General features: G+C 72.2%; 12 protein-coding genes. 6 read left to right on the forward strand and 6 right to left on the reverse strand.

The genetic code is table 11. The features are described from left to right. Positions 1-40: 40 nt before the first annotated feature. The 6 genes from ACH4NX_RS05525 to ACH4NX_RS05550 all read right to left on the reverse strand — a co-directional run bounded on the left by ACH4NX_RS05525 (position 41) and on the right by ACH4NX_RS05550 (position 6196). Positions 41-1006: a YihY/virulence factor BrkB family protein gene (locus tag ACH4NX_RS05525; RefSeq protein ID WP_398126912.1), complete on the reverse strand. Its 966-nt coding sequence runs from the start codon at positions 1004-1006 to the stop codon at positions 41-43. A 308-nt stretch (positions 1007-1314) separates the two neighbouring features. Then, positions 1315-1722 carry a hypothetical protein gene (locus ACH4NX_RS05530; protein ID WP_351391250.1) on the reverse strand — a complete coding sequence of 136 codons (408 nt, stop codon included), beginning with the start codon at positions 1720-1722 and terminating at the stop codon, positions 1315-1317. A 76-nt stretch (positions 1723-1798) separates the two neighbouring features. After that, a complete protein-coding gene (locus tag ACH4NX_RS05535) occupies positions 1799-2734 on the reverse strand; it encodes an ABC transporter ATP-binding protein (protein WP_398126911.1) in 936 nt (311 codons plus the stop codon). 235 nt (positions 2735-2969) lie between these two features. Then, complete coding sequence (locus ACH4NX_RS05540) at positions 2970-3698, reverse strand: trypsin-like serine protease (RefSeq protein WP_351391245.1); 729 nt, start codon at positions 3696-3698, stop codon at positions 2970-2972. A 152-nt stretch (positions 3699-3850) separates the two neighbouring features. After that, positions 3851-5260 carry a cytochrome P450 gene (locus ACH4NX_RS05545; protein WP_398126910.1) on the reverse strand — a complete coding sequence of 470 codons (1410 nt, stop codon included), beginning with the start codon at positions 5258-5260 and terminating at the stop codon, positions 3851-3853. A gap of 183 nt (positions 5261-5443) precedes the next feature. Continuing rightward, a complete protein-coding gene (locus ACH4NX_RS05550; protein WP_351391365.1) occupies positions 5444-6196 on the reverse strand; it encodes a sulfite exporter TauE/SafE family protein in 753 nt (250 codons plus the stop codon). A gap of 333 nt (positions 6197-6529) precedes the next feature. On the opposite strand from ACH4NX_RS05550, the gene ACH4NX_RS05555 reads away from it, so the two are divergent. From ACH4NX_RS05555 to ACH4NX_RS05580, 6 genes are all read left to right on the forward strand, one after another. Then, positions 6530-7702, forward strand: a complete 1173-nt coding sequence (locus ACH4NX_RS05555; RefSeq protein ID WP_351391239.1) for an ATP-binding protein — start codon at positions 6530-6532, stop codon at positions 7700-7702. Continuing rightward, positions 7699-8100 (forward strand): roadblock/LC7 domain-containing protein, encoded by a 402-nt coding sequence (locus ACH4NX_RS05560; protein WP_351391236.1) that lies wholly within the window; start codon positions 7699-7701, stop codon positions 8098-8100. The genes ACH4NX_RS05555 and ACH4NX_RS05560 overlap by 4 nt, the downstream gene beginning before the upstream one ends. Continuing rightward, positions 8097-8474: a DUF742 domain-containing protein gene (locus tag ACH4NX_RS05565; RefSeq protein ID WP_351391233.1), complete on the forward strand. Its 378-nt coding sequence runs from the start codon at positions 8097-8099 to the stop codon at positions 8472-8474. The genes ACH4NX_RS05560 and ACH4NX_RS05565 overlap by 4 nt, the downstream gene beginning before the upstream one ends. Then, positions 8449-9042, forward strand: a complete 594-nt coding sequence (locus ACH4NX_RS05570; RefSeq protein ID WP_345588053.1) for an ATP/GTP-binding protein — start codon at positions 8449-8451, stop codon at positions 9040-9042. The genes ACH4NX_RS05565 and ACH4NX_RS05570 overlap by 26 nt, the downstream gene beginning before the upstream one ends. A 15-nt stretch (positions 9043-9057) precedes the next feature. Continuing rightward, the gene (locus ACH4NX_RS05575; RefSeq protein WP_351391230.1) at positions 9058-10407 is read left to right on the forward strand and encodes a cytochrome P450; all 1350 of its coding nucleotides are present in this window, start codon (positions 9058-9060) and stop codon (positions 10405-10407) included. A gap of 207 nt (positions 10408-10614) precedes the next feature. Beyond that, a complete protein-coding gene (locus tag ACH4NX_RS05580) occupies positions 10615-11742 on the forward strand; it encodes a tryptophan dimethylallyltransferase family protein (RefSeq protein WP_351391227.1) in 1128 nt (375 codons plus the stop codon). Positions 11743-11766 lie beyond the last annotated feature (24 nt).

An 11766-nucleotide genomic window follows, 5' to 3' on the forward strand; every position in this document is an offset into this window, starting at 1 on the left:
TCGCCGCCGACACGTCGGACCGGCCTGCCCGACGGGTCTGTCAGGCACCCGGCCCGGGGTCCGGCCGTACCGGCGTGCGAAGACCCGCCCGGGCCGCTTCCAGCTGGGCGGCGAAGGCGATGCCGAGGAAGAGCGCCACGGCGGTGAGGTTCGCCCACAGCAGCAGCGCGATGAACGCGGTGAGCGGACCGTAGACGCTGCCGAAGGCGCCGCTTCGGCCGATGTACAGAGCGAGCAGCCAGGTCGCCGAGACCCACAGCACGAGGTGGACCGCAGAGCCGAAGGCCAGCCAGGTGTAGCCGGGCTGGTCGCGGCGGGGCGACCAGCGCAGGATCACCGCCGAGGCGACCCAGGCCAGCAGCAGTCCCGCCGGTACCTGCAGCATGCCCCACCACCCGGCGCCGCCGTCCCGGTCGCCGACGGAGCGGGCCACGGCGTCCCCGACGGCCCCGCCCGCGACGAGTACGAGAAAGCCCAGAACCATGGGCAGGCCGGCGGTGAGCGCGAGCACCAGCGCCCTCGCGTACTTGCGGGGGAAGGGACGGTCGCGCTCGATGCCGTAGATGCGGTTGGCGCCCCGCTCGATCTGTCCCATGGCGGAAGCGAGGTTCAGCACGGCGAACGCCAGGCCCAGCCACAGCGCGAGCGTGCTCCACGCGTCGCTGTCGGCGCTGCGCCGGGTGCCCTCGAACGCCTTCTCCACCACGTCGGCACTGGCGCCCGGCACGATCCGGCCGAGGGTGAGTTCGATGACCCGGCCCACGCCCTCGGTGTGCACCGACGTGGCGAGGCCCACGAGCACGATGGTGAACGGGACCAGGCCGATCACCACCTGGAAGGCGAGGGCCCGCGCGTTGGTGAAGCCGTCCGCGTAGCGGAACCGGGCGAAGGAGTCGGTCAGCAGCCGCAGGCCGCCGTACCGGCGCAGCGCGGTCAGGGCTTCGTCGCCGGAGAGTTCTTCTCCGAGCATGTCCCGGGTCTGCGGTACGTGGCCGGCGGTTCCCACGGTGCGGCTGCTCCTCGGGGCGAGGCGGACGAGGTCGGGGGCTTCCACTCAAGCGCATGCCCGGGAACGGGCCGGGCAGCGCGGCGCGGCGCGGACGATTCTCGGCGGCCGCGGCGGCGCCCGACCCGGTCGCCGTGTTGACCGGGGTAACCCGTGGGCGTGCATATGTGCCGCGCACCGCCGGATCTCGTTTCCGTGTCCGGCGGATGGGCAGTCCCCCGCGGGGGAGCCGAGGGGCGGTCCCGGACGTTCCGTACGCCGATACGTCCGGGGCCGCCCTCGCGGCCTGCCCCCGGTGCGGGGAGGGGCTACGCGCCGGTCTGCCCCTTGTCCCGGCCGGCGAGTTCGTGCAGCCGGGCCAGATCCGCGGCGTGCTCGCTCATCCGCACACCGATGAGTCCGTAGGTGAGGAGCACCGCGCCCGCCACGGACAGGGGCACCGAGAGGCCGAGCAGCGCCAGCGCCTCGGGCCAGTCCCGTTCGTCGCCGCAGGGGTCCTCGGCCGGTCCCTCGTTCGCGGTGCCGTCGTCGGTGAAGAGGCGGGACTCGCACTCCGTCGGGGTGGTCGAGTACTCGCGCTCGATCTCGTACGGGGTGGCGAGCAGCACGCCGCACCACACCCACAGCACGCTCGCGACGGCCAGCAGGCCGAGACCGATGCTTCTTGTCCGGCGGCCGCGTTCACGGAACCGCATGTCGAATACCTGTGGATGCACGAGGACCGAACCTAGCAGCCGCGCCGTCGGGGCCGGGCGGAGCCCACCCCCGCTCGAAACGGCGAAGTGGCACGCGTCAGGCCCGGCCGGGGGCGGGGCCGGCCGCCCCGTGGCCTTCCAGGCGGCCGGAACCGACGGTGGGGCCCGAGGGGGAAGGGCGGTGCAGGCCCGGACCTCGACTCCCGGTGCGCCGGCCCGAGTAGGCGGACCAGCGGCCGTCGCGCCGCGCCACCGTGATGTCGCGGCCGAAGCACGCGGTCAGGAGGGAGTCGGTCAGGACGTCGTCCACTCCTCCCTGGGACAGGGTCCGGCCCTCGCGCAGCAGCAGGGCGTGACCGACGGCCGGGAACAGTTCCTCCAGGTGGTGGGTGACCGTCACGGTGGCCAGCCGCGGGCGGCCCTCGGCCAGTTGGTGCATGGCCTCGACGAGGTCCTCGCGGGAGGGCAGGTCCAGGGCGTTGAAGGGCTCGTCCAGGAGCAGCAGGGGAGGGTCGGCCATCAGTGCCCTGGCGATGAGGACGCGCGCCCGCTGCCCGCCCGAGCAGACGCCGTACGGCCGGTCGCACAGCTCCTTGACGTCGAGTTCGGTCAGGAGTTCGCGGGCCCGGAGCCGGACCTCGTCGTCGTACGTCCGCCACAGGGGCTGCACGGTGCCGCTGTGGCCGGTGAGGACGACCGTGTGGGCGGTGAGGTCCGGTGGCACCCGCTGGGCGGACGTGACATGGCCGATGCGTGCGCGCAGCTCGCGGACGTCGACCCGGCCGAGCCGGCTGCCGAGGACCTCGACGCTCCCGGCCGTGGGGTGCGTGAGCGCGCCGAGCAGCCGCAGCAGGGTGGTCTTCCCGGCGCCGTTGGCCCCCAGCAGGGCCCAGTGTTCTCCCGGCCGGACCGTCCAGTCGATCCCGTCGAGGATCAGCTGGTCCGTCGTGTGGCGGCGGACGCTCACGTCCCGGAGCCGCAGTACGGCCGCCTCGTCTTCGTTCGTCAGGGATGTGGCTGACTGCCCGGCCATACCGGAGCTCCTTCGCGCGGGACGCCGATCGTTCACGCCGAACGCTAGATGTAATCACCACGCGCTTGCCGGGCCGTCCGCTTCCTGGACGCCGGGCACCGGGGCCCGCCGGCCTTCCGGCCGGCGCCGGTGACGGCCCCGGGAACCGAGCGCCCGCCTCCGTCGTGACGGAGGCGGGCGGGAGTGGGGCCGCGGTCCGGGCCGGAGTCCGGTTCGGTCCTCGGGGCGGGACGGGTCAGACGCCCGCGACGGACTGGATCCACGAGCGGTAGGCGGTCACGTTCGTGTAAGCCGTGGTGGTCTGCCGGTCGCTGGTCGAGGCGACGCCGACCTGGACGCCGCCGGCCATCATCGGGCCGCCGGAGTCACCGCCCGCGGTGATGCCGTCGCCGGGGCGGGCGCAGATCGCCGAACCGTAGTAGGCGTCGTAACACCCACGCGTCACGCTGAGGTTGGCGACCTTCAGGCGCTGGGACTGGCAGTTGATCTCCGAGCCGCACCGGGAGGTGGCGCCCCAGCCGTAGACCTGCACCGTCTGGCCGACCCGTACCGTGCCCGGCTGCCCGAGCCGCGCGTAGGTGGCGGAGACGGAGCGGTCGAGCCGGACCAGCGCGAGGTCGGACGAGGCGTGCGTGACGGTCTGGACGCCGTTCGCCACGGTGCCGCCGGAGCTCTGGTCGAGGCTGCCGATACGGAAGGAGAGGCCGCCGCCGCTCACGCAGTGCCTGGCGGTCAGGATCCAGGTGGGGGAGATGATGGTCGAGGAGCAGGTCTGGGTTCCGTTGGAGAACAGCCGGGCGGCCCAGGGGGCGTTCTGTGCGTAGCCGCCGCCGATGATCGGCTGGGGGCCGCCGTCACCGGGCCGGGGCTCCGCCGCCCAGGCGCTCGGCGCGAGTGTGAGGGCGGACAGCAGCGCTGCCATGAGAGCGGCCATCAAGGTGGGGACGAGTCTGGATATGCGCAAGGCTCCTCGATTCCGACGACACGCGTGGGGGCGCGTGTGGCTGTGTGGGGCGCCGCTCAGCATGTCCGGCGCGGGTCCGGGGCCACCAATCCCGACTTCTCATAACGCGCCGTTATGCCGACGGCCCGAGACGGCCGGTCCGGCACGTCGGTTCAGCCGGCGGGCGGGGCCGGGGTGTCCCTTCTGCCGCGCACGGTCATCAGCAGGGTCCGGGGCCGTACGGTGGCCGCGGCGACGGGCCGTACCGTCTGGCCGGGGGCGAGCTCCAGCCGTACCCGCCGGGTGATCGTGGCGACGGCGGTGACGAGTTCGGTGAGGGCGAAGCGGTCACCGACGCACTTGTGCTTGCCCGCGCCGAAGGGCAGGAACGCGTGCGTGGGACGCGGCTGCCCGCTGTCCAGCCAGCGGTCGGGGTCGAAGCTCAGCGGGTCCGTGAACAGTTCCGGGTCGCGATGGAGAGCGTGCTGGCAGTAGGCGAGTTCGATGCCGGCGGGCACGGTCCAGGGACCGAGCCGGGTCTCGGTGACGGTGCGGCGGGTGACGAGCCATCCGGTGTGGTGCAGTCGCAGGGTCTCGTCGACGACCCGGCCGAGGTACGGCAGCCGGCCCAGGTCGTCGAAGGTGACCGGCCGGTCGCCGAGGACGTCGTCCAGTTCGTCCAGAAGCCGGGCCTCGACGCCGGGGTTGCGGGCGAGTTCGTACAGCACCCAGGACAGCACCGAGGCGGTGGTCTCGGTGCCGGCCACGGCCAGGGTGAGGATCTCGGAGGAGATCTGGTGCCCGGTCAGCGGCCGGCCGGTCTCCTCGTCGGTGGTGCGCAGGAGCAGGGACAGCATGTCGCCGGTGTCGTGGCCACAGGCCTGGAGGTCGGTGACCGCCCGGTCGATGGTGGCCCGTACGGCGTCGCGCGCAGCGGTGAAGCGGCGGTTGACGGGCAGTGGCAGCCGCTCGACCCAGTCGGGCAGCATGACGCGGGCACCCACGCCGTTCATCACCACCGACAGGTCGGCGCGCAGCCGGCGGAAGGTGGCCTCGTCGAGGCTGCCGGAGAACACCGTCTTGGCGAGCATGTCCAGGCTGAGCCCGACCATGGCCTCGCGCACGTCGAGTCTCCGGCCCGGGGTCCAGCCGTCGACGGCGGCCTCGGTCTCGCCGCGCATGGTGTCGACGTAGCGGGCGATCCGGTCGCGGGCGAAGGCCGGTTGGAGCTGGCGCCGTTTGCGGACGTGGGCCTGGCCGGCGGCGGTGACGACGGAGTCGCCCAGCAGCTGGCCCATCTTCTCGAAGAACCGGCCCTTGTCGAGGCTCGGTCCGAGGTCGGTCAGCATGGTGCGGATGAGTTCGGGGTCCTGGACGACCAGGGTGCGGGTGCCGGGCTGGAGGGTGATCTCGACGAGCGGTCCGTAGGTGGTGCGCAGTGAGGCGATGAAGCCGAGGTTGTCGCGCAGGAGCTGTATCGCGTGGCCCAGAAGCGGGAGCGAGCCCGCTGCCCTGGGTATGGGGGGAGGCGCTACGAGCGTCACGAGGGCGGGTCCCTTCGAGTCGATCTTGGGCGCCTCCATGGCTTCCCTGATCACTCCCGGGGGCAATCCGCGCCACGGCGTGGTGTATGCCACGTGCCCCGCGGGCGCGGGCGGGATTGGGAGGGGGAGCGGTGGGGCAGATGCCGCCCTCGGTCGCTGTTCAACCGGCGGTGGCCGGCCCTTCGGCCGACGGTCCGCGAGGGCCCCGGCCCGGCCGCCCGGTCAGCGCAGCAGCAGCTGTACGAGGGCCACGGTGCCGACCGTCACGACCAGGACGCGCAGGACCAGGGGGCTGAAGCGGCGGCCCACCTTGGCCCCGGCGTAACCCCCGAGGCCCGAGCCGGCGGCGATGAGCGCGACGGCCGTCCAGTCGAAGTCCGCGGCGAAGAGGAAGAAGACGGCGGCGACGGTGTTGACCAGGGCGGAGAGCACGTTCTTGACGGCGTTGAGGCGTTGCAGGGACTCGTCGAGGAGCATGCCCATCAGGGACAGGTAGATGATCCCCTGCGCGGCGGCGAAGTAGCCGCCGTAGACGCTGGCGAGCGTCAGTCCGGTGAACAGCAGCGGGCCGCCGTCACGACGGGGGGAGGCGCCGGTGCGTTCCCGGCGGCGCTGGACCAGCCTGCCGAGCTGGGGCTGGAGCGCGACCAGGACCAGGGCCAGACCCACCAGGGCCGGCACGATCGTCTCGAACGCGTCGGCCGGCAGGGCCAGCAGCAGCGTGGCGCCGACGAGACCGCCCGCCAGCGCGCCCGCGCCCAGTTTCAGGACGCGGGAGCGCTGGCCGCTCAGTTCCTTCCGGTAGCCGATGGCCCCGCTGACGGAACCGGGGATGAGGCCGAGCGCGTTGGAGACCGTGGCGGTGACGGGCGACAGGCCCGTGGCCAGCAGGACCGGAAAGGTGATCAGCGTTCCGGAGCCGACGACGCTGTTGATCGCGCCGGCTCCGAAGCCCGCCGCGAACACCGCGGCCATGGCCTCCGGCGTCACGCGGTGCCGTCCCGCGCCGGCCCCGGGCCCCGCCGGAAGGTGTCTTGTGCATCTTTCACGGGGCCGACTGTACCCAGCGTTCATGACCCGCCGTGGGCCGGTCCCCAACCAGTCCCGCACGGCCACTTCTTGACGTCAATTCACCTGATCATGCGGTGATACGATCACCGCGTTTGCGGAGCGGGCGGATGGGTCAAAGGACGCCATTCCCGACTTCAGGGACAGCCCGGGCGGCAAGGCCGGTGCGGGCAGTCCACCGGACCGCCCGCGTAGACGGGAACTCAGCAAGCCGGCCTTCAGTCGCCTGAAGAGAGTCTTATGACGGAATACATGGGGAACCCATTGCTCTGGGTCGCCCTCGTCGCCCTCGTCGCCGCCGCCGCGCTCATCAGCCGCCAGCGCAGGGCGGCGCGAGCTTTGCGGCAAGAGGTCCAGGGGCTCAGGGATCACTACACAGAGCTGGAGAACGATTACGGCAAGTCCGTGCGGGCGGCTCAGGAGCGGGCCGAGGACGAGACGAAGACCGTCCTGAAATCGGCCATGCGGACCCTTCAGGGCCTCGCCGCCGAACAGCAGCTGGTGCTCTCACGGCTGCAGACCAAGTACGGTGACTCGGCACTCCTCCAGGACCTGCTGGAGATCGACCACACCAACTCGCAGTTCGGCCGGCGCGCCCAGTCCATCGCGGTCCTGTGCGACGGCTGGCTCGGTGGCCGGCGTGACACCGCCTCGGTGTACGACGTGGTGCGCAGCGCACAGGGGCGCATCCGGCACTTCCGCCGGGTGGAGATCCTCTCCCAGGTCGACTTCGGCATCACCAGCCGGGCGGTCGAACCCGTCGCCCTGGCTCTCGCCGAGCTGTTCGACAACGCCACCAGCTACTCCAGCCCGGACACCGTCGTCGAGATCAACATCCGGACCGTGCCCAAGGGCATCTGCGTCGTCGTCGACGACGCGGGCGTCGGCATGAGCGACGAGGAGCGCACCCGCGCCGACAGGCTGCTCGCCACCGAGCGTGCCTCGGGCGTGGCGGGACTCGGCAATCCGCCGCAGTTCGGCTTCGCCGTCATCGGCCTGCTGTGCGAGCGATTCGGCTTCGAGGTGTCGGTGGACTCCTCTTCCCCCTACGGAGGTGTACGCGCGGTGGTCCTGTTGCCGCACGAACTGCTCACCGCCATGCCGGAGAAGAAGGCACCCGCCCCGGCCGCCCGCGCCACGCCCCGGGCCGGCCAGGACGGCGGACCGGAAACCGCGCACACCTCGTCGCAGACCGACGACGGTCTGCCCCGGCGGCGCCGCAAGCGCCCGATGGCCATCGTGCCCGGCAGTGCGTCCACCCCGCGCTCCGCCGGCCGCTCCGACTCCGAGCAGGCGCAGATCATGGCCGCCTTCCAACGGGGCACGCAGACCGGCCGTGTCACCCGGCCACAGGAGACGGACCGGACGAGCAGAACACCCGGTGCAAGAAGCGAAGGACATGAGGACTCGTGAACGACGATCTGTCATGGATGCTGGACAGCGCCCTGGAGATTCCCGGGGCCCTGCACGCCGTCCTGATATCCGCCGACGGACTGCTGATGGCCCGGACGCAGGACTTCGACAAGGACGACGCCGACCGGGTCGCCGCCGCGATGAGCGGCGTGCAGTCACTCAGCCGCACCCTCGCCTTCTTCTGTGAGGACCCGAACCAGGCGTGGCGGCAGACCCTGGTCGAGTTCGACGGCGGCTGGGTCTTCCTGATCTCCGCCGGCGAGGGCGCCTACCTCGGCGTCTCCGCCTCCCCCGAGGTCGACATGGCGGACATCACCTTCCGGATGCAGCAGCTCGTCGCCCAGCTCGGCAAGCGGCTGACGACACCGCCGCGCGAGAACCTCGGCAGCCGCTCATGACCGGCCACGACGGCTGGGAGCCCGAGGCCGGCGAATTAGTGCGGCCGTACGTCATCACCAAGGGACGCGGCCTGCCCGACGAGGAGCACCTCTCCCTCATCACCCTGGTCACCGCCGCCGCCGAGGACACACGGCGGCCGACCCGGCTGTCCCCCGAGGAGCGGAGCCTGCTGGATCTCTGCTCCGCCGGCTACCTCTCGGTCGCCGAGATCGCCGGCCACACCCACTTCCCGCTCGGCGTGGTGCGGATCCTGCTGGCGTCCCTCATGGAAGGCGGCCATCTCACGACCCGCCCGCCCGTGGCCCGCGCCCGCCTGGCCGACAAGGAAATCCTGGAGGAGGTGCTCAATGGCCTCCGCGCCAAGTTTGGATGAGCAGGACTACGTACGCGGCGGGGCGACCCAGACCGCGGTGAAGATCCTCGTCGTCGGCCACTTCGCGGTGGGCAAGACCACCCTCATCGGCTCCATCTCCGAGATCGAGCCGCTCTCCACCGAGGAGACGATGACGCAGGCCGCCGAGGCGGTCGACGACCTCAAGGGGGTCCAGGGCAAGACCACCACCACGGTCGCCATGGACTTCGGCCGTCTGACCATCAGCGACCGCGTCGTGCTCTACCTGTTCGGCACGCCCGGCCAGCAGCGCTTCGTGCAGATGTGGGAGGACATGGCCCGCGGCGCGCTCGGCGCCCTGGTCCTGGTCGACCCCGAGCGGCTGGCCGACTCGTTCCCCGTGATCGACCTCATCGAGCACTACGGACTCGACTACGCCATCGCCGTCAACCACTTCGACGGCGTACCGCTGCGCGACGAACGGGCGCTGCGCGAGGCACTGGACCTGCTCGACGACACCCCCGTCGTCACCTGTGACGCCCGCGACGAGAAGTCCTCCGCCGCCGCACTGACCACCCTCGTCCGCTACTTGCTGGACCGCACCCGCTAGGAGCTGGGAGCAGACATGAACGCCCACGACACCGCCCCGGTGCCGCCGCCCGGGTGCCCGGCCCACGGCTCCGGCGCCCGGGTGCCGCTGCACGGGCCGGAGTTCGCCGCCCACCCGCAGGCGTACTACGAGTACCTGCGCCACTACGGCGCCGCGGCACCCGTCGAACTGGCCCCCGGGGTCGAGGCGACGCTGGTCACGGACTACGCCGCCGCGCTCCAGCTGCTGCAGGACTCCGGTTCCTTCCGCAAGGACGCGCGTCGCTGGCGGGCCTTCAACGAGGGCAAGGTGGGCCCGGACAGCCCCGTCGCGCCGCTGCTGGCCTACCGGCCCAACTGCATGTTCGCCGACGGCGCCGACCACCTGCGCCTGCGGCAGGCGGTCACCGACAGCATGGCGCGGGTGGACAGCCGCCGGCTGAGCCGGAGCACCGAGCAGATCTCCGGCTACCTCATCTCCCAGTTCGGCGGCCGCGGCTCTGCCGACCTGCTCGGCGACTACGCCAGGCAGCTGCCGCTGTTCGTGTTCAACGAACTCTTCGGCTGCCCCGCCGACATCGGCGACCGGGTGCTGTTCGGCATCTCCGGCATGTTCGACGGAGTCAACGCCGACAAGGCCACCGCCGTGCTGTTCCAGGCGGTGGAGGAGCTGGTCGCGCTCAAGCGGAGCAAGCCCGGCGACGACGTCACCTCCTGGCTGATGCAGCACGAGGCCCGGCTGACCGACGAGGAGATGGTCCACCAGCTCGCGCTGCTGCTGGGCGCGGGCGCCGAACCGCTGCGCAACCTCATCGGCAACACCCTGCACCGGCTGCTCACCCACGAGCGGTACGCCCGTGAGGGCGGCCTGATCGACGAGGCCCTCGACGACACACTGTGGGAGAACCCTCCCATGTCGAACTACGCGCCGCACTACCCGGCCGCCGACACGGAACTGGCCGGACAGCACCTGCGTGCGGGCGATCTGGTGCTGGTCAGCTTCGCCGCGGCCAACACCGGGCCGGCCCTCAGGGCGTCGCGCCAGGCGGGCAGCAACCGCGCGCACCTGGCCTGGAGCGCGGGTCCGCACGCCTGCCCGTCCAAGGAACCGGCCCGGCACATCACGGTCACCGCCGTCGAGCACCTGTTCAACGAGCTGCCCGACGTGGAACTCGCCGTCCCGGAGGACAGCCTGACGTGGCGTCCGGGTCCTTTCAACCGGGCCCTGGCCACCCTCCCGGCCCGCTTCACGCCGGTGCGGTCCGGACGGCGCGGCGACCCGGAGACGGGCGTCGGGGCAGCCGCCCGGGAGAAGGCGGCGAACCCGGCCCGCCCGGCCGAACGCAGCGGCATGTGGAGCCAGTTCCTCAACTGGCTCACCAGGTGACGTGCGTAACACCCTTCACACCTGCCCCTCCCGCATGAAGATCCAACGGCACGGGTAGTGAGCAACGCAGCATTCAAGTTGCTTACGAGTAAAAGGAGGTGTCGTGGACCAGATATCCACGAACGCCGCTTACCCGCCGCCGCACCCCCCGATACCCGCCTCCCCAGGCGGGTATCACTTTGTGCGGCTACGGCGGGGGCCGGGCCGGTGACCGCCAGAGTGACGGGCGCCGGTCCGGGAGGCACACCGACGCTCGGAGCCTTCACGGGCGGTCAGTTGCGAAGACTCGGCGCGGTCGCCGGCCTGTCCGGGGCCGACGCCGAGACCTACGCCCGGGTCCTGACGGACACCCTGGGCCCGGTGGCCGGGCGACCGCTGAACCTGCCGCCGCCCGCCCGCACCTTCCTGTCCGACGACCACACCCCCGTCGAGTTCTCCCTCTCCTTCCAGCCGGACGCGGCTCCCGCCCTGCGGGTGCTCCTGGAACCGGGCTGCGGCGCAGACAGCCTGGCCCACAACGGCCGCGTCGGACTCGAGGCGATCAGGGCGATGGCGCGGCGCTGGCACTTCTCCACCGGCCCGCTCGACGACCTGCGGGACCTCTTCCTGCCGCCCGCACCGCAAGGCCCCCTGGCCCTGTGGTGCGCCCTGGAACTGAGGCCCGGCGGTGTGCCCAAGGTCAAGGTCTACCTCAACCCGGCCGCGAACGGGGCGGACCGTTCCGCCGCGACGGTGCGCGAGGCGCTGCACCGGCTGGGCCACCGGCGAGCCTTCGCCAACCTGCCCCAGGGCGTCGGATACCCGTTCCTGGCCCTGGACCTGGGGGACTGGGAGGAACCCCGCGCGAAGGTCTACGTGCGCCACGACAACCTCACGGCCGGTCAGGCCGGGCGGTTGTCCCGCATGGAACCGGGCCCGGGGCCCGCGGGGATCGAGGGCTTCTACCGCGCGGCGGCGGGCCTCGGCCCCGACGTGACGGGGCTCAGCAGGCGGCCGGGGCTGTCCTGCCACTCCTTCACCGACACCGCCGCGGCGCGGCCGAGCGGCTTCACTCTGCACATCCCGGTCAGGGACTACGCCCGGCACGACGGAGAGGCCCTCGCACGGGGTGAGCGGGTGATGCGCCACCACGGCATGGACCCCTCGGCCCTCGGCCGTGCCCTGGCCGCCGTCACCGAGCGGCGGCCCGAGGACGGCGTGGGGCTGATCGCCTACCTGGCGCTGGCCCATCAGCAGGACCACCCGCCACGGGTGACGGCCTATCTCTCCTCGGAGGCGTACGCGGTCAGGCCGCCGGCCGTGGAGGCCGTCCGGCATCCGGTGGCGGTGCGCTGAGTGGACGGTCCGGACACCGCAGGG

The organism is Streptomyces sp. NPDC017225 (genome assembly GCF_044331465.1).
Classification (GTDB): domain Bacteria; phylum Actinomycetota; class Actinomycetes; order Streptomycetales; family Streptomycetaceae; genus Streptomyces.

Bases quoted from the DNA above. Each gene is read 5' to 3' on its own strand.
- ACH4NX_RS05535 (WP_398126911.1), bottom strand. From the start codon at position 2,734: ATGGCCGGGCAGTCAGCCACATCCCTGACGAACGAAGACGAGGCGGCC.
- ACH4NX_RS05545 (WP_398126910.1), bottom strand. From the start codon at position 5,260: ATGGAGGCGCCCAAGATCGACTCGAAGGGACCCGCCCTCGTGACGCTC.
- ACH4NX_RS05550 (WP_351391365.1), bottom strand. From the start codon at position 6,196: ATGGCCGCGGTGTTCGCGGCGGGCTTCGGAGCCGGCGCGATCAACAGC.
- ACH4NX_RS05555 (WP_351391239.1), top strand. From the start codon at position 6,530: ATGACGGAATACATGGGGAACCCATTGCTCTGGGTCGCCCTCGTCGCC.
- ACH4NX_RS05565 (WP_351391233.1), top strand. From the start codon at position 8,097: ATGACCGGCCACGACGGCTGGGAGCCCGAGGCCGGCGAATTAGTGCGG.
- ACH4NX_RS05570 (WP_345588053.1), top strand. From the start codon at position 8,449: ATGGCCTCCGCGCCAAGTTTGGATGAGCAGGACTACGTACGCGGCGGG.
- ACH4NX_RS05575 (WP_351391230.1), top strand. From the start codon at position 9,058: ATGAACGCCCACGACACCGCCCCGGTGCCGCCGCCCGGGTGCCCGGCC.